Genomic DNA, 17,102 nt, shown 5'->3' on the forward strand with positions numbered 1-17,102 from the left:
AATTATTATACTAATCAATTCAATTTAATGATACATTAATATACAATCAATTTTAACACCTGTTGTGAAATATTATCCATATATTCATGCCATTCCCTAACATATATTTTTCTAAAATGCAGAAACTTTAAATGTAATCAATAAATTTAGTTTAAAAGGAGAGATTAATTATGGCATATAATAATAGTAACAAATTAGTAGTTCCTGAAGCTAAGGCAAGATTAGATCAATTTAAAATGGAATCAGCTCAAGAAGTTGGAGTAAATTTAAAACAAGGTTATAATGGAGATTTAACTTCAAGAGAAGCTGGATCAATAGGTGGTAATATGGTTAAAAAAATGGTAGAAGCATATGAACAAGGTTTAAAATAATATATAATTAAAAATTTATGCTGATAAAAATATATATTTTTATCAGCATAAATTCAATTAATTGGCATCCTTTTTTAAGAAATATAAAAGTAGGTCTGTTCGTTCTTTTTGTTTTTTTTCTAAATCCCCTTTAGACCAATTATAAAATCCTTTTCCACTTTTACTTCCTAAATCACCTTTTTCAATCTTTTCTTTCATTAATTCAAATGGCTTTTTATAATCACACAGATCTTTAAATAAATAAGATGATATATTGTAAAATATATCCAGTCCACCTAGATCTGCACTGCTTAATGGTCCTGTAACTGGAAGTCTTCGACCATGTCCATATTCCATAGCCTTGTCTACTTCTTCTGGTTTTGCCCATCCTTGCTCTACTATATACATAGCCTCTCTTAGAAGTGCAAGCTGTAATCTATTTCCTATAAAACCAGCACACTCTTTTTCCATACAAACAGCTTTCTTCCCTATAAATTCAATTAATTCCTTTGTCTTTAATACAGTATCCTTAGAAGTTTTTTCCCCAGGTACTATTTCTACTAATGGAATTAATTGAGGTGGGTTCCAAAAGTGAGCTACCACTACTCTCTCTGGATGTTTTGTAACTTCCCCTATTTTTGTAGGACTAAGTCCTGAAGTGTTTGTAGCAAGAATAACATCGTATTTACAAAGAGCATCCAACTTTTCAAAAAATTTTCTTTTGATCTGCAAGTCTTCGGCTAAAGACTCTATTACAAAATCTGTTCCTTTAGAGGCTTCTTCAATAGTTTTGACCCCTTTTATTCTATCTAATATACTTTTACAAGTACCATCATCTAATTCTCCTTGTGATTCTAATCGTCCTAAGTCCTCTTTTATAGCACTAAATCCTCTTTTAAGACTTGCATCTGACCTACCGTACATAGTTACATTTAAACCAGCCATTGACGAAAATAATGCTATGCCATGTCCCATAGTTCCAGTACCTAAAACTGATATACTTTTTATATTCATATCAAAATTACCTCCTTTTTTTATATTATATCATTTACATATTCAAGCTATTATTAAAAATGTACCCAATATAATTATACCTGTATAAAATAAATCTATTATGCAAAATCCCATTATATCTCTTGCTCCAAGTCCAGCTATCGCAAGTGCCGGTAATGCCCAAAATGGTTGTATCATACTTGCCCAGGCATCTCCCCAGGATATAGCCATTGCTGCTATACTTGAACTTATTCCAAGATGTGAAGCAGCCGGCATAATTATTGGAGCTTGAAGTGCCCATTCACCACCTCCTGATGGAATAAATATAGTACAAAATGCAGTACTTAATACTGTAAATAAAGAAAACGTTTTAGGTGTTGCTATACTTATAAGTCCAGAAGCAATAGTCTTTCCAAGAGAAATCCCCATAACATTCGTTCCTATCATCATGCCCATTATTCCAGCATAGAATGGAAATTGAATAATTATTCCCGTAGTAGCTTTTACTCCTGAAGCTGCAGCATTAAGAAATTTTCTTGGAGTTCCATGAAGAAGTATGCTCAAAAACAAGAATGTAAAATTAACTACATTTAAATCTAGTTTAAATCCCTTAGTCGCAAAATAGTAAATAGTGTATATAATGCCCATACATCCGATAATTACTGAAATCACTGAACTATTTTCCAGTCTTTCTGCAGGTGTCATTTCCTTTTTTGATTTATTCAAACTTTTAACTGGTATTTCATCTTCTAATCTTTTAGGATCTATAATAAATATATCTTTTCCTTTTGGGTGCATAAACCAATTTACAACTGGCATGGTAACTAAAATTATTATTACTATAAATAAATTATAATGACTGAACAAGGTTTGACTAGTAGGTATGGCAGAAGTTATGATGCCTGCACTTACAGTTTTTACATCTTGTCCTCCTGCAGCAATCGTAAGTGGTATTGAGCCAGATAATCCACCATGCCATACTACAAATCCAGAGTATGCAGAAGCAATTAAAAGTCTATAATCAACTTTCGGAACTTTTTTAGCTATTTCTTTTGCCAATATTGCACCTAGTATAAGACCAAATCCCCAATTTATCCAGCATGCTATACCAGCAGAAACTGTAGTTATTATTATAGCCTGACATGGCGTTTTGGGAATAGAAGCTATCTTTTTAATTCCCTTATTTACTACAGGAGTATTGGCAAGTGTATGACCTGTAACTACTACTAAAGCCATCTGCATTGAGAACGACAGTAATCCCCAAAATCCTGAATTCCAATGTATAAGCATATCAAGAGGAGTTTGCCTGGTGACTATTATGCCAGCTATAAACACTATTACTGTAAGTATTGATGCAAATAGAAATGGATCTGGTAAGTATTTTTGGACTAGTATAACACATGCATTGGTGATCTTTTTAAACATAAGTTTCACGTCCTTCCTTATTTTTCTCAATTATCGGTATAAATTAAACTTTTTATAATTATATTTTTATAAAGCAATTTATATACCATATTTAAAATCACCTATTAATGTATACTCTTTATACATTATAAACCATTAGTTTTTAGCTGATTTCGCCAATAAGCCAATAGTCTGCATTGTATACTTTATTTACATGTATATTCTGTTCACAAAAAAAATTGTCAGTTTTATTAACTGGCAATTTTTTTATTCTTAAACTTTCTCTACTATTCTTTTTTCCAGTAACTGATAATAATACATGAGTATGCATATAATATAAGAATCTATTAGTGTAATAAATATTGTTTGAAACATCCTTGGAATCCACAATATCATAAACCCTTTTGCCATAAGTACAGGAGTGAATATAAGTAAAATATAAGTATTAAGGGTAGACACTATGATTCCCGATATTCCAAGAGCAATTACAAGTTTAAAATATCTACTGTTTACATATTTATAAACTTTTCCAGTTCTTTTGTTTATGAAAGTATTTATAACTAATAACAAAAGACCTATTACAGCTACGATCATAAATCCTATTCCTAAATATTGAGATTTTTGACCTAAATTTAAAAGTATTCTGCTCCATACCATGGAAGGCATAAATTTTGTAAATAAAAAATTCACTGATCCAACTAAAAGCATAATCACAAAAAATATTCCATAATATTTTTTTACTTTATAAATATCCGCTTTTCTTATAATTCTCCATATGAGCACAGGCAAAACTCCTGCCAATACATTGGTTATAGTCAAAAGTGGAATGTAACCTCCCATAGGAGCTATAACATAGCCTAGTAAATCTACAAGTCCACCTGCAATTCCTCCATAAAGAGGTCCAAATAGAAGACCTGGGAGAACATAAAATATTGCAGCAAAGCTTATTCTCATAGTAAGTATTCCACCTGCTACTATATTTATTGAAAAAGTTCTTATAACAAGTGCAATAGCTACAAACAATGCTGTAGTAACAAGGGCTTTAGTATTCATATTATTGTTCATATCTTTCCTCCATTTTCAAATAAAATAATCAATATAAAAATAGTTTTATTAGAAAAATAAAACACCTCTTTTCTCTTTAATGTGGTCACATTAAAGAGAAAAGAGGTAAATAAATACGTATCCCTTTAATGTAACAGTGGAAGCAACATTGCATCGTAAGCTTCAAAACCGAGCTTTTCGTTTAGAGGCAACTTCCCATCCTCTAACACTTTACGCACAATATTTACTCTGCTACTTTTATATTCAATTTATATAATAATATAATATTACAATATTATTGATAAAACAAGTCTATTTTCCAATTAATTTTCTAATTTATTTCCTCTTTGAAGAGATGTAAGCCCTGTACGAATACTTTCTTTAATTCCATAAGGTCTCATAAGTTCAATAAAAGAAGATATTTTCCTTTCACTACCAGTTATTTCAATTATCATACTTTTTTCATCCATATCAAGTACTTTTGCTCTAAAAGTATGGGCAATTTCCATAATAAGCACTTTATTATTGGAATCCGCTGAAACTTTTACTAGAGAAAGTTCTCTTGCAACAGCTTTATGATCACTTAAATCTATTACTTTTATAACTTCAATTAACTTATTTAATTGTTTGTTTATCTGTTCAAACATATAATCATCGCCAACAGAAACTATAGTCATCCTTGATATTTCAGGATCTTCTGTAATTCCTACAGTAAGACTATGAATATTATAGCCTCTTCTGCTAAATAGTCCAGCAATTTTACTTAGAACTCCTGGATGGTTTTCTACTAATACTGACAACACATATTTTTCTATAGTAATCACCCCGTATTTTTTTAAAACGTACTTTCATGTGGGTCAACAACACACTCTATTAAAAATGCCCTATCTGAATTTAAAGCTTTTTCAAAAACAGGCTCAAACTCATCGTCTTTTTCAACTCTTTCTGCACATATTCCATAAGATTCTGCCAGTTTTACAAAATCTGGATTTGTTTTAAAATTAACTCCAAATTCTCCTTCACATTTTTTATCCTGAATTTCCCTTACCATGCCCAATCCTAAGTTATTAAAAATAATCATAACAATATTCACATCATATTCTTTAACAGTTCCAAGCTCAAAGAGACTCATCTGAAATCCAGCATCACCAGCAACTGCTATTACATTTTTATCAGGGCATCCCATTTTAGCGCCTATAGCTGCTGGTATTGAATATCCCATGGTTCCAAGCCCACCAGAAGCTAAAAATTTTCTATTGCCCATAATTTTAAAATTCCGTGCACACCAAATTTGATTTTGTCCTACATCGGTTATTAATATAGATTCTTCATCCAGCTTTTTAGAAACATTGTTTAATGCATATCTAGGATTTATTTTATCTGTTGGATTTTTATTTATTTCAATACTATTTTTCCATGTTCTAATTTGATTTATCCAATTTTCCGTATCTATAGGAGTTATTTCTTTTATCAATTTTGATAAAACATTTTCAATATCACCAACTACTGGAATGAACGTTTCTAAATTTTTCCCTATTTCAGCAGGATCTATATCTATATGAATTACATCTGCATTTTTCGCAAAATCCTTTATTCCTCTTGTAGTCCTATCTGTAGCTCTAGCACCTATGAGTATTAGAACATCTGCATTATCTACAGCTTTATTTGCATAATCAAATCCATGAGTTCCTATTAAACCCACATAATAATTACTGTCTTCATTAATACTTCCTTTTCCCATCAATGTGTTCACAACAGGTATATTGGATTTTTCTATAAATTCTCTTAATTTATTTTCAGCCTTTGCGAGTATAACTCCTCCACCTGCACAAATAATTGGTCTTTTACTAGTTTTAATTCTTTCAATTATTTTCCTTATCTGACCTATATGTCCCTTTGTAGTAGGCTTATATCCTCTTATATTAACAACTTCAGGGTATTTAAAATCAATATCTTCTTCCATTATATCTACAGGTATATCTACAAGCACAGGGCCTTTTCTACCTGTATTAGCTATATAAAACGCCTCTTTTATAGTTTTAGGAATAAATTTAGATTCCCTTACAAGGAAACTATATTTTGTAAATGATTCTGTAGCACCCGTTATATCTAATTCCTGAAATACATCTCTTCCGATTAACGTAGATTTAACCTGACCTGTAATAATAACCATTGGAATGGAATCCATATATGCTGAAGCAATACCTGTAATAAGGTTTGTAGCACCTGGGCCAGATGTAACAATACAAACACCTACTTTTCCGGTAGACCTAGCATAGCCACTTGCAGAATGGCCTGCTGCCTGTTCCTGTCTTACTAATACATGTTTTATATCAGATTTTCTCAAGGCTTCATATATAGGAACTACTGCAGCACCTGGATATCCAAATACCATCTTTACATCTTCTTTTTTTAAACATTGGATAATAGCTTCAGCAGCCTTCATATTTATCTCTCCTCATATTTTTTAGGATACAAAAAAACAGACTCTCCTATGGGGCGAGAAGTCTGTTTCGCGGTACCACCCAAATTTTACTTAATTAAATAACGACACCATATGCCGGCACAGCTTACTTAGTTCAGCTTACAACTTAAGGGTGAGTTTTCAATATAAATATTTTATAGGCTCGCACCATTACCTACTCTCTTTTAAAACACCATATATTTACTTGTCCCTTTCAAAGTTTTTATATATAAATGTTACATTTTTTATTCATAATTCTACACACTACACACTAAATATTATAATCTAAAATACCAATATACTAAATTTGTCATATTTGAAAATCAGCATAAAAAAAACAGCACTTCCCTTGAGGCGAGAAATCTGTTCGCGGTACCACCCAAATTTATTACTTAATTCAATAACGATTCACATCGGCTCAGCTTACTACTAATTCAGCCTGCAACTCAAGGGCGAGTTTAATATGAAATATTTATGGGTTTTCACCAAATCCCACTCTCTTAAAAATAATTGTCACATCTAATATTCCCTGTCATAGTCTTTATCATTTAACTTTGTCACTATTATAATATAAATAAAATACTATGTCAATAATTCTTTGACATCTTTATAAACAAGTTTGTTTGATATGCCTCCATAGTATCTTATGATTCCATCAATAACAGTTATAGGTGCATCAAATCCTCTTTCTATAACATCCAATACTCTATTTTTTTCCTCTGTCTCAAATCCAGTATCATTTAATTCTATAAAATTCAAGTCTACTTTTCCATATACGTCTGTAAGGTTTAAAAAATCATTTAAACTCATGTATGAGTCCATAATTGTTTTTGTTTCTGCATTGCAATTATTGCATCCACTTTTCTTTGAGCAGGAATTGCAGCCAGTATTCTTGTTGCTACAACATCCTCCAATTATTTTCTTGTTTTTCTCTCCATATATATTAACTTTAATAATATCCATATGATTGAATTCACCTCTTCAAAATAAAATCTTTAAATAATATTATATCATAATTATTTTTTCCACTAATCTTAATTATATAATTATTAAAATCAATATCTTGCATTATTTTCATAAAAAATTAATAGTTCAGTACTAATTGGATAAAAATTCAATCAGTACTGAACTATATTAGTATTCTTTAAAAACTTTATTAATACTCAAACCTATTTTAACACTGCGCCTGTATTGGCAGAAGTAACTAGCTTACCATATCTAGCTAAATATCCTTTTTTTACTTTAGGTTCAGGTTTTACATACTTTTTCTTTCTTTCTTCTAGTTCTTTAGGATTTACTTTTAATTCCAATTTTTTATTTTTTATGTCTATAAATATAGTATCTCCTTCTTCTACAAGACCGATCAATCCGCCTTCCATTGCCTCAGGGGATACATGTCCTATAGAAGCTCCTCTTGTAGCTCCAGAAAATCTTCCATCTGTAAGAAGTGCTACATCTTTATCAAGTCCCATACCTGCTATAGCAGAGGTTGGTGAAAGCATCTCCCTCATTCCTGGGCCACCTTTTGGTCCTTCATATCTTATTACAATTACATCACCTTTATTTATCTCATCTCCAAATATAGCCTTAACTGCTTCTTCCTCAGAATTATAAACTCTAGCAGGACCTTCATGTATCATCATTTCTTTTGCTACGGCAGACTCTTTAACTACTGCTCCATCTACTGCAAGATTTCCTCTAAGTATTGCAAGTCCTCCCTTAGGACTGTAAGGATTGTCAATACTTCTGATAACATCACGATTGAGGACATTATATTCTTTTATAGTTTCTCCTATAGTTTTTCCTGTAACAGTCATAGAATCTTCAGCAATTAATCCTTTGTTGGAAAGTTCATGCATAAGAGCCGGTATTCCACCTGCCATATGAAGATCTTCCATATGATGTTTTCCACTTGGACTTAATTTTATAAGACAAGGTGTTTTCTGACTTATTTCATCAAACAAATCCAAATCAAGTTTTATTCCAGCTTCATGAGCTATAGCAGGAAGATGAAGTACAGTATTAGTAGATCCAGCCATTGCCATATCCATAGTTATAGCATTTTTAAATGCATCTAGTTTTAATATGTCACTTGGACGTCTATTGTTTTTTACACAGTCCATTACATACATTCCAGCATATTTTGCAAGCTGTATTCTCTCTCCAGTCTGTGCAAGTGCGGTTCCATTTAGAGGAAGTCCCATTCCAAGTACTTCTGTAAGACAATTCATGCTATTTGCTGTAAAAAGTCCTGAACATGATCCACAACCTGGGCATGATTTTTTAGCTTCCTCTTCAAGCTGGTCTTCTGTTATTTTTCCATCACTGCAAGCTCCAACTTGCTCAATACAAGTACTAAAGTCTAATACTTTTCCATTGGATTTACCAGCCCTCATAGGTCCGCCACTTACTACAACTGATGGTATATCAAGTCTTGCAGCTGCCATAAGCATTCCTGGAACTACTTTGTCACAATTAGGAATAAGTACCAAGCCGTCAAAACCATGAGCAGTTGCCATAGCTTCAATAGAATCAGCTATAAGTTCTCTACTAGCTAAAGAAAACTTCATTCCAACATGCCCCATTGCAATTCCATCACAGACTGCTATTGCAGGGAACTCCATAGGTGTTCCTCCAGCCATTGACACTCCAAGTTTTGCCGCTTTGGCTATTTCATCTAAATGCATATGACCTGCAACTACTTCATTTTGTGAATTTACTATTCCTATAAGCGGTCTCTCAATTTCCTCTTTAGTATATCCCATTCCATACATAAGTGCTCTAGCAGGAGCACCTTTTATTCCTTTTTTTATTGAATCACTTTTCATATTGTGAAACCTCCCTGAATAATCTATTTTCAAAGTTCTAATTTTTTGTAAAAAAATAAGCCTCCGTCTGGGTCAAGAAGCTTTGCGGTACCACCCAATTCTTTTAATTAATTAATAACGGCAATACCGGCTCAGCTTAATTATATTTCAGCTTACAACTCAAGAGTGATTTTCAAAAGTTTTAGATATATGGGTTTTCACCTTTTCCCACTCTCTATGAAATCCTAAACTATTTACTCTTCTCCATCATAGTCTTTTAAATTCTAAATTATATATATAATAAACTTTATATACGATTTAGGCAACATATTTTTTTAATTTTTTATAAAATTTATATTCAAACTAAAATTTGCTTAACAACCCTAGCCTATACTATCTGTTATAGATGCTCCTGGAGGTACTATTGGAAATACCTTTTGATTTGTATCTATACTACATTCTATTATTATAGGTTGTCTTTTTTCCAAAGCAAATCTTAAGCAATCTTCGACTTCATTATTATTTTCTATTTTTAAAGTTTTTATCCCATATGCTTCACCTAATTTTAATATGTCCACATCATCAGTTAATTCTGTAAAACAATATCTTCTATTATAAAACATCTCCTGCCATTGATGAACCATACCAAGTGAATTATTATTCAGAACCAATTGAATAATAGGTAATTTATATTTTGAAATAGTAGCAAGTTCATTACAGTTCATTTTAAAACTTCCATCACCAGCTACATTTATTACTCTCTTATCAGGATTTCCAACACAGGCACCTATTGCAGCCCCAAGGCCAAATCCCATAGTTCCCAGTCCACCTGAAGTTAAGAATGTTCTTGGTTTTAAAAACTTAAAATATTGTGCAGTCCAAATCTGATTTTGACCTACTTCTGTTGTTACTATACAATCTCTACCCGTTAATTTATATAATGTTTCCATAATATGTCTAGGACTTACATGATCTTTTTTCTCTGAAGCATTATTTTCTATTTTTAGTTCTTCATTTTTCTTTGATAAAATTATTTTTTTCATCCATTTACTGTGATTCTGGTTTTTTATACTTGAATTCAACTTTTCTAAAATATTTTTTATATCACCTTTTATTGCTAAATCTACATTTATATTTTTTCCAAACTCTTTTTCATCTATATCTATATGAATTATTCTAGCATTTTTAGCAAAAGTACTTACTTTGCTTATAACTCTATCACTAAATCTTGCACCTATAGCAATTAACAAATCACAATCATTTATAGCCTGATTTGAAGTATGTGTTCCATGCATTCCAAGCATACCTGTATAATTATCCCTGTCTTGTGGGAAAGCACCTGTACCCATAAGAGAACAAGAAATTGGTGTATCCAATTTATCTACAAATTTTGACAATTCTTCTTCTGCACCAGATGATACAACTCCGCCACCTGCATATACCATAGGTCTTTCACTATTCTCTATAATTTTAATTGCTTTATTTAAAGCATTTTCATGTTTATTTGAAAATAAATCATATATTAATTCATTTTCTACACTATTTAAAGACATTTCACTAATTTCAGAAACCTGTACATTCTTTGGCACTTCTATAACTACAGGTCCTTTTCTACCACTATTTGCTATTTTGAACGCCTCATTTATTACACCCTTTATATTTTCTACTTTATCAATGGTAAAAGTTTTCTTTGTTATAGTTTCAGTTATACTTCTTATATTCACTTCTTGAAATGAATCTTTTCCTACTAAACTTACAGGTACTTGACCTGCAAACACTATAATTGGCACAGAATCCATATATGCTGTAGCAATACCTGTAACAGTATTTGTGGCACCAGGTCCTGAGGTTGCAAGTGCAACCCCAACCTTTCCTGTAGACCTAGCATAGCCATCTGCAGCATGAGAAGCTCCCTGCTCATGCGCAGTAATTATATGATTTAGCTTATCTTGCATATCATATAATGCATCATATATAGGTAAAACTGCTCCACCGGGATATCCAAATATAGTATCAACTCCATGCTGTACTAAACATTCTAAAAGCATTTTAGCTCCCTTCATAGTATCACAGCCTCCTTTTTATATAATAAATTACTCGTTTGAAGGATTTTCTTCAATCCAAGACATCATTCCTCTAAGTCTCTTTCCTACTTTTTCTAATTGAGTATCTGCTTCTATTCTTCTTCTAGCTTCAAAAGTTGGTCTTCCTATTTTATTTTCAAGTAACCAATCTTTTGCAAAAGTTCCATCCTGTATTTCTTTAAGAACTTTCTTCATTTCTTTTCTTACATCATCATTTATAAGTCTGTTTCCTATCTTGTAGTCACCATATTCAGCTGTATCACTTATTGAATATCTCATTTTACTCATGCCGCCTTCATACATCAAGTCGACAATCATCTTCATTTCATGGAAGCATTCGAAGAAAGCATTTTCAGGAGCATATCCAGCTTCAACTAATGTATCAAAACCTGCCTGTATAAGTGAACAAATTCCTCCACAAAGTACTGCTTGCTCACCAAATAAATCAGTTTCAGTTTCTATCCTGAAGGTAGTGTTCATAACTCCACCTCTAGTTCCGCCAACTCCTTTTCCATAAGCCAATGCATAATCTTTACCTTTTCCTGTATAATCCTGATATACTGCATACAAGCATGGAACTCCACCGCCTTCAGTATATTGTTTTCTAACTATATGACCAGGTCCCTTAGGTGCTATCATAAGTACATCTATATTCTTAGCTGGTACTATCTGATTGAAGTGAATATTGAATCCATGTGAAAATAGTAATGCATCACCATCTTCTAAGTTATCTCTTACACTTTCTTCATATATCTGTTTTTGTTTTTCATCTGGTAAAAGCATTGCTACAAGTTGTGCCTTCTTAACTGCTTCAGCTACTTCATATACCTTAAATCCATAGTCTTCAGCTTTTTTCCAAGATTTACTGCCTTTATATAATCCGATTATTACATCAAGCCCACTATCTTTTAAATTTAATGCTTGAGCATGTCCTTGACTACCAAATCCAAGCACTGCTATTTTCTTTCCTTTCAAAAGGTCTAAATTTGCATCTTCATCATAATAAACTTTTAATGGTTCCATAAAAATTTCCTCCTAAAAATAATTTATTTATACTAATTATATATTTTAATTAGTAGCTAGCATTTTAATGTTAATTAAATGAAATTTATGACTATTTTAAATTTTAAGACTATTATATGTACACAAATAAATTTAATATTTATGCATTCCATAAACAACTAAAATCATAAATTTTTGTATAAAAAAAGCAACCAACATTCTCTGCTTTGGGGCGAGAAGTCTGGTCGCGCGGTACCACCCAATCTTTTTACTTAAAGTAATAACGGTTTCTACCGATAAAGCCTACTCAAAGTTCAGCTTATAACTCCAGGGCTACCTTCAATAGCTATATTATGAGCTTTCACCAAAATCCTCATTCTCTAAAAAATAGTCACTATTTACTCTTCCCTATCAATGTTTTTTACATTCTACAATTATGCTAATTAATACAAATTATAATACTATAAATCAAGTCTAGTTATAGCATATAAAATCAATCATGTCTATAAATAAAACATAAACAATGATTTACTTCAAAGTGTATATTTAGATTTAATAAATTACTTAATTAATATTTAGTGTATGTGACGATAATAATACCTTATGAATAGAATGTCAATAGTTTTTTGATTTTTTTGTTACAAAAACTTGTTTTTAGTATAAATAAACCTTATTTTAAAAATCAAGCTTAATTTATATTAATTTAATTTTCATTATTTATATTAATAAAATATTATATTTTTAGATTTTTTACTATTAATATATTATTTTTAAAAGTATTTTCAATAGGAATCATTTATTTATTGTATTTGACATAAATAACTTTTTATAGTATTATTATTGTCAATAAAAAACTATGATGGAGATAAGTAAACAAGATATGCTTTCAGAGAATTGGGTAAGGTGGAAACCAATAAGCTAAAATTGTAGAAAATCACTCCTGAGTTGCGAACTGAAAATAAAAGTAAGTCACGCCGGCACAACCGTTATCTATAATTAAGTAATACTTTGGGTGGTACCGCGGCAAATAGACGCCCCATTAACTGGGCGTCTATTTGCCTTTTTATATTCTACTTTTAATTTAACCGTACAATAAATATTTAGTGTATATTTAATATCATTTATTCTGATTTTTAAATTTGCTGAGTGCATCTGCCAGTGCAGAATTAATTGGTTCTTTGTTTTCATTACGGATTTTATTCATATATTTTGAAATTTCTCTTTTATTTAATTTACTTTCACTTTTGCTAAATCTTTTTTTAAAAGATGCTAATTTCTCTTTAAACCCACAATTAGAACAAACATAAATTTTACCTTCACCATGTCCACGGAGTTCCATTTTCTTATGACATTCCGGACATCTTGCATTAGTAAACACTGCAAGGTTCTCTCTATAACCGCAATTTCTATCCTGACACACTAGCATTCTGCCACGTTTTCCTTTAACTTCCAACATATACTTTCCGCAATTAGGACACTTTTCTCCGGATAGATTGTCATATTTAAATTTATTATTACTACTGCTTACATTATTAACTAATTCAACAGCATATTCTCTCATATCATTCAAAAATACTTTTGAGTCTTTTTTCCCTTTGCTAATTTCATCCAATGTCTTTTCCCATTTTGCAGTTAATAATGGTGATTTTAATCCTGTAGGTACTAAATTTATGAGTTGTTTTCCCTTTGAAGTAGGTATTATTTCCTTTCCTCTCTTTTCTAAATAAAACATATTGAAAAGCTTATCTATTATATCTGCTCTTGTAGCAACCGTTCCAATTCCTCCAGTTTCTCCAAGTGTATCTGCATATTTTTTATCCATTTTTACATACTTCTGAGGATTTTCCATAGCTGATAATAATGATGCTTCATTAAACCTTGGTGGAGCCTTTGTTTGAAGTTTTTCCAATTCTATTGAAATGACATCAATAGGGTCTCCTTTTTTTGGAATAGGTGAATGATCTTCTACATTTTGTCTGTTATTTACATAGATTTTTTTCCATCCAAGATTTTTTGGTGTATTTCCCTTCCATGAAAAAATTTCTTTATCTATATTGGCTTTTATAGATGTCTCTATATATTCATAAGGTGAAAGCATAACAGATATAAATCTCTTAACTACTAAATCATATATATTTCTTTCTTCTAAACTCAAACGCGATATGGGAATATTTTCTTCAGTTGGTATAATAGCATGGTGATCTCCTATTTTACTATTGTCAACAAAATTTTTATTTGCCTTTATCCCATTTTTTAATATTTCATTTATAAAAATTCCATATTGACTTAAGCATATTGATTTTAGACGATCTTTCAGCGTACCAACTATGTCAGTTGAAATATATCTTGAATCAGTTCTAGGATATGTTAATATCTTGTAATTTTCATATAATCTTTGCATTATAGATAATGTCTGTTTAGCTGAATATCCAAATAATTTATTACCATCCCTCTGAAGTTCTGTTAAATCATATAGTTTTTGAGGAAACTGCTTTTTACACTGTGTATTTACTTCTATAATTGTACATTTTTGATTTTTCAGATGATTCACTAGATTGCTTGCCTTTTCTTCTTCAAAAATATTACCATTGCCTTTACTATCTGTCCATTTCAAATTAAAATATTTAGTTTTTGCTTCTATATTATAGTAATCTTTAGGTTTGAAATTATTTATCTCTTCTTCCCTATTAACTATCATTGCAAGAGTAGGTGACTGCACTCTACCTGCTGTAAGTTGAGCATTATACTTGCATGTAAGAGCACGTGTGACATTTAAACCTATAATCCAATCCGCTTCAGCTCTACACTTTGCTGCATCATATAAATAATCATATTTAGAAGATGGTTTTAAATTTCTAAATCCATCATTTATAGCTTTTTGAGTTTGAGAAGAAATCCATAATCTTTTTAATGTTTTTTTAATATGTGCCTTTTCTATTATCCACCTTGCTACAAGTTCCCCTTCTCTTCCTGCATCTGTAGCAATAACTATTTCTGATATATCTTTTCTATTCATCTGTGATTTAACTATATTAAATTGCTTTCCTGTCTGTTTTATAACTACCAATTTAAGATATTTAGGAAGCATAGGCAAATCTTCCATATTCCAATTTTTATATTTTTGGTCATAAACCTCTGGATCAGCTAATGTAACCAAATGTCCAAGAGCCCATGTCACTACATATTTATCTCCTTCAATATATCCTCCATTTTTTCTATTACATTTAAGTTCTTTTGCTAAATCTTTTCCTACAGAAGGTTTTTCTGCGAGAACTAATATTTTGCTCATTATTTGTTTCCTTTCATTGATTGTATTAATAATACATAAAATTAAAAACTCATATATGTTTATGAGTTTCAATTCATATTATACGATTTATTATTTTTGTTTACAAGCACTCTGTCTGATGCTTATATAATAATAAAGCGATAATTTATATAAATTATCGCTTTATTTGGTTCATAATTTTTCTTTTACGGAATTAATTTTTTGATCCATAGAAGCCTTTTTATCTCTTCTATCATCTATACTTATTGAAGTAATAACTCTTTTAGCACCATTTTCAAAAGGTACTTCATGCATATTTCTCACAATTTCAAATATAACATTCAAATCTCCTTCGATAACTGTAGACATTGGAGTAAGTTTATATTTAACCCGTTTATCTTTTTCCAATACTTTATGACAATTAGCCACATATTTGCTAACACTTGTAGATTCAGTTCCTAAAGGAACTATAGTCAATTGTGCTATAGCCATATTTACACCTTCCATCAATATATTTAACTTATATAAAAGTTACATTGCTAAACATTTTTTGAACAACCGTCACATCCCGAAGGTGGTAATATAAAAGGCTTCAGTTCCAATCCTTTACCATTATTTTCTGTGTTGGATAATATTGTGAATCCACTACATACATTTATAAGTTCCCTTGTAGTTATAAAATTAATGTCTTTAACTTGATCTGATACATCATCTTCTTCAACTTTTCCATTATCAATATTGAATACAGGTCCGCTGCAGTTTGTACCTAAATAACTTATTTTCAAATTATAATCTTGTACATTACTGGATTCCAAAAAGCTTTTAAATTCATCATATGCTTCATCACTAATTTTCATAAATTTCATAAGGATACCCTCCCTTAAAGTATAATAGTTCATAATAATATTAGTAGATATTATACCATTTTATTAACCACTTAACAAATAAAATTTATATAAATTATCTTTTTTCAATTATTATGAGCATAGGTGGACTATTTACCTGATTTGCAAAACACAATTTAACTACATTATATGTTATCTGACTTAAATTTTTAATATAATCTTCCAATACATTTTTCTCACGACTTCCCTCTTCATGTCCACAATATACTACTAAAATTACTACTCCATTTGCCTCAATTAAATCTAAAGCCTTTTTTAATCCAAGTAGTGTAGTATCAGCTGTAGTTGTAATAGAATGGTCTCCTTTAGGCAAGTATCCCAAATTAAAAACAACAAGCTTTACTTTATCATTTATGTACATATCCATGTTCTCATGACTATCATTTATCAATTTCACATATTCCAAGCTTCCATTTTTAGATATCTTCTCATATGTATTTTTTAATGCAGTTTGTTGTATATCAAAGGCATATACCCTACCTGAATACCCTACAAGTTCTGATAAAAATAATGTATCATTTCCATTTCCCATAGTAGCATCCACTGCAGTATCACCATTATCAAGTTTTCTCTTACATATATCTTTCGCAATATTCACCGCATTTGTGAAATAATTATTAATCATTGTATACTTCCTCTATTATTTTAGTTTACACCTTTATTTTATAAAATAATTATACTACATTAGTATTAGCATTTGTTATTCACTTATAGAAAAAACTGCCTCAAGATTTATTTTGAGGCAGTTTTTTCTATCATTAATTTAAAGCTTTAATTTGAG

General features: G+C 30.7%; 14 protein-coding genes, 1 riboswitch and 4 other annotated features. Of the genes, 1 reads left to right on the forward strand and 13 read right to left on the reverse strand.

Annotated features, from left to right (window positions below; genetic code table 11):
* The first annotated feature begins 170 nt into the window (after positions 1-170).
* Positions 171-371, forward strand: a complete 201-nt coding sequence (locus tag KM800_RS12405; protein ID WP_017751799.1) for an alpha/beta-type small acid-soluble spore protein — start codon at positions 171-173, stop codon at positions 369-371.
* A gap of 57 nt (positions 372-428) precedes the next feature.
* Here the strand turns inward: KM800_RS12405 and KM800_RS12410 are convergent, their stop codons facing one another.
* The 13 genes from KM800_RS12410 to KM800_RS12470 form a co-directional block, all read right to left on the reverse strand.
* Positions 429-1,364 carry a 3-hydroxyacyl-CoA dehydrogenase family protein gene (locus KM800_RS12410; RefSeq protein WP_017751800.1) on the reverse strand — a complete coding sequence of 312 codons (936 nt, stop codon included), beginning with the start codon at positions 1,362-1,364 and terminating at the stop codon, positions 429-431.
* Between the two features lie 42 nt (positions 1,365-1,406).
* On the reverse strand, positions 1,407-2,768 hold the full coding sequence (locus KM800_RS12415; RefSeq protein WP_017751801.1) for a short-chain fatty acid transporter: 1,362 nt from the start codon (positions 2,766-2,768) through the stop codon (positions 1,407-1,409).
* Between the two features lie 252 nt (positions 2,769-3,020).
* Positions 3,021-3,812, reverse strand: a complete 792-nt coding sequence (locus KM800_RS12420) for an ECF transporter S component (protein ID WP_217813370.1) — start codon at positions 3,810-3,812, stop codon at positions 3,021-3,023.
* A 132-nt stretch (positions 3,813-3,944) separates the two neighbouring features.
* A riboswitch (THF riboswitch) is annotated at positions 3,945-4,045 on the reverse strand.
* A 69-nt stretch (positions 4,046-4,114) separates the two neighbouring features.
* A complete protein-coding gene (ilvN, locus tag KM800_RS12425) occupies positions 4,115-4,606 on the reverse strand; it encodes an acetolactate synthase small subunit (RefSeq protein ID WP_217813380.1) in 492 nt (163 codons plus the stop codon).
* 20 nt (positions 4,607-4,626) lie between these two features.
* The gene (gene ilvB / locus KM800_RS12430; RefSeq protein ID WP_217813371.1) at positions 4,627-6,237 is read right to left on the reverse strand and encodes a biosynthetic-type acetolactate synthase large subunit; all 1,611 of its coding nucleotides are present in this window, start codon (positions 6,235-6,237) and stop codon (positions 4,627-4,629) included.
* Between the two features lie 46 nt (positions 6,238-6,283).
* Positions 6,284-6,482: a binding site (T-box leader), on the reverse strand.
* 120 nt (positions 6,483-6,602) lie between these two features.
* Positions 6,603-6,800, reverse strand: a binding site (T-box leader).
* A gap of 37 nt (positions 6,801-6,837) precedes the next feature.
* Positions 6,838-7,218: a hypothetical protein gene (locus KM800_RS12435; RefSeq protein WP_217813372.1), complete on the reverse strand. Its 381-nt coding sequence runs from the start codon at positions 7,216-7,218 to the stop codon at positions 6,838-6,840.
* 206 nt (positions 7,219-7,424) lie between these two features.
* A complete protein-coding gene (gene ilvD, locus KM800_RS12440; protein ID WP_217813373.1) occupies positions 7,425-9,083 on the reverse strand; it encodes a dihydroxy-acid dehydratase in 1,659 nt (552 codons plus the stop codon).
* A 362-nt stretch (positions 9,084-9,445) separates the two neighbouring features.
* Positions 9,446-11,125, reverse strand: a complete 1,680-nt coding sequence (gene ilvB, locus KM800_RS12445; protein WP_217813374.1) for a biosynthetic-type acetolactate synthase large subunit — start codon at positions 11,123-11,125, stop codon at positions 9,446-9,448.
* Between the two features lie 30 nt (positions 11,126-11,155).
* A complete protein-coding gene (gene ilvC, locus KM800_RS12450) occupies positions 11,156-12,169 on the reverse strand; it encodes a ketol-acid reductoisomerase (protein ID WP_217813375.1) in 1,014 nt (337 codons plus the stop codon).
* A 204-nt stretch (positions 12,170-12,373) separates the two neighbouring features.
* Positions 12,374-12,572, reverse strand: a binding site (T-box leader).
* A 423-nt stretch (positions 12,573-12,995) separates the two neighbouring features.
* Positions 12,996-13,190, forward strand: a binding site (T-box leader).
* A 75-nt stretch (positions 13,191-13,265) separates the two neighbouring features.
* Entirely contained in the window at positions 13,266-15,437 is a 2,172-nt protein-coding gene (locus KM800_RS12455) for a DNA topoisomerase III (protein ID WP_217813376.1), read from the reverse strand.
* 171 nt (positions 15,438-15,608) lie between these two features.
* Positions 15,609-15,908, reverse strand: coding sequence for an MTH1187 family thiamine-binding protein (locus tag KM800_RS12460; protein WP_217813377.1), 300 nt, complete (start codon positions 15,906-15,908; stop codon positions 15,609-15,611).
* A gap of 47 nt (positions 15,909-15,955) precedes the next feature.
* Positions 15,956-16,282, reverse strand: a complete 327-nt coding sequence (locus KM800_RS12465) for a HesB-like protein (protein ID WP_217813378.1) — start codon at positions 16,280-16,282, stop codon at positions 15,956-15,958.
* A gap of 94 nt (positions 16,283-16,376) precedes the next feature.
* On the reverse strand, positions 16,377-16,946 hold the full coding sequence (locus KM800_RS12470) for a class I SAM-dependent methyltransferase (protein ID WP_217813379.1): 570 nt from the start codon (positions 16,944-16,946) through the stop codon (positions 16,377-16,379).
* Positions 16,947-17,102 lie beyond the last annotated feature (156 nt).

It is taken from the genome of Clostridium tyrobutyricum (assembly GCF_019144085.1).
Classification (GTDB): Bacteria; Bacillota; Clostridia; order Clostridiales; family Clostridiaceae; genus Clostridium_B; species Clostridium_B tyrobutyricum_A.

Excerpts from the sequence above, each read along its gene's own strand:
- KM800_RS12460 (WP_217813377.1), bottom strand. The coding sequence starts at position 15,908 with ATGGCTATAGCACAATTGACTATAGTTCCTTTAGGAACTGAATCTACA.
- ilvC (WP_217813375.1), bottom strand. The coding sequence starts at position 12,169 with ATGGAACCATTAAAAGTTTATTATGATGAAGATGCAAATTTAGACCTT.
- KM800_RS12435 (WP_217813372.1), bottom strand. The coding sequence starts at position 7,218 with ATGGATATTATTAAAGTTAATATATATGGAGAGAAAAACAAGAAAATA.
- KM800_RS12405 (WP_017751799.1), top strand. The coding sequence starts at position 171 with ATGGCATATAATAATAGTAACAAATTAGTAGTTCCTGAAGCTAAGGCA.
- ilvD (WP_217813373.1), bottom strand. The coding sequence starts at position 9,083 with ATGAAAAGTGATTCAATAAAAAAAGGAATAAAAGGTGCTCCTGCTAGA.
- KM800_RS12420 (WP_217813370.1), bottom strand. The coding sequence starts at position 3,812 with ATGAACAATAATATGAATACTAAAGCCCTTGTTACTACAGCATTGTTT.
- KM800_RS12415 (WP_017751801.1), bottom strand. The coding sequence starts at position 2,768 with ATGTTTAAAAAGATCACCAATGCATGTGTTATACTAGTCCAAAAATAC.
- ilvB (WP_217813371.1), bottom strand. The coding sequence starts at position 6,237 with ATGAAGGCTGCTGAAGCTATTATCCAATGTTTAAAAAAAGAAGATGTA.
- KM800_RS12410 (WP_017751800.1), bottom strand. The coding sequence starts at position 1,364 with ATGAATATAAAAAGTATATCAGTTTTAGGTACTGGAACTATGGGACAT.
- KM800_RS12465 (WP_217813378.1), bottom strand. The coding sequence starts at position 16,282 with ATGAAATTTATGAAAATTAGTGATGAAGCATATGATGAATTTAAAAGC.
- ilvB (WP_217813374.1), bottom strand. The coding sequence starts at position 11,125 with ATGAAGGGAGCTAAAATGCTTTTAGAATGTTTAGTACAGCATGGAGTT.
- KM800_RS12470 (WP_217813379.1), bottom strand. The coding sequence starts at position 16,946 with ATGATTAATAATTATTTCACAAATGCGGTGAATATTGCGAAAGATATA.
- KM800_RS12455 (WP_217813376.1), bottom strand. The coding sequence starts at position 15,437 with ATGAGCAAAATATTAGTTCTCGCAGAAAAACCTTCTGTAGGAAAAGAT.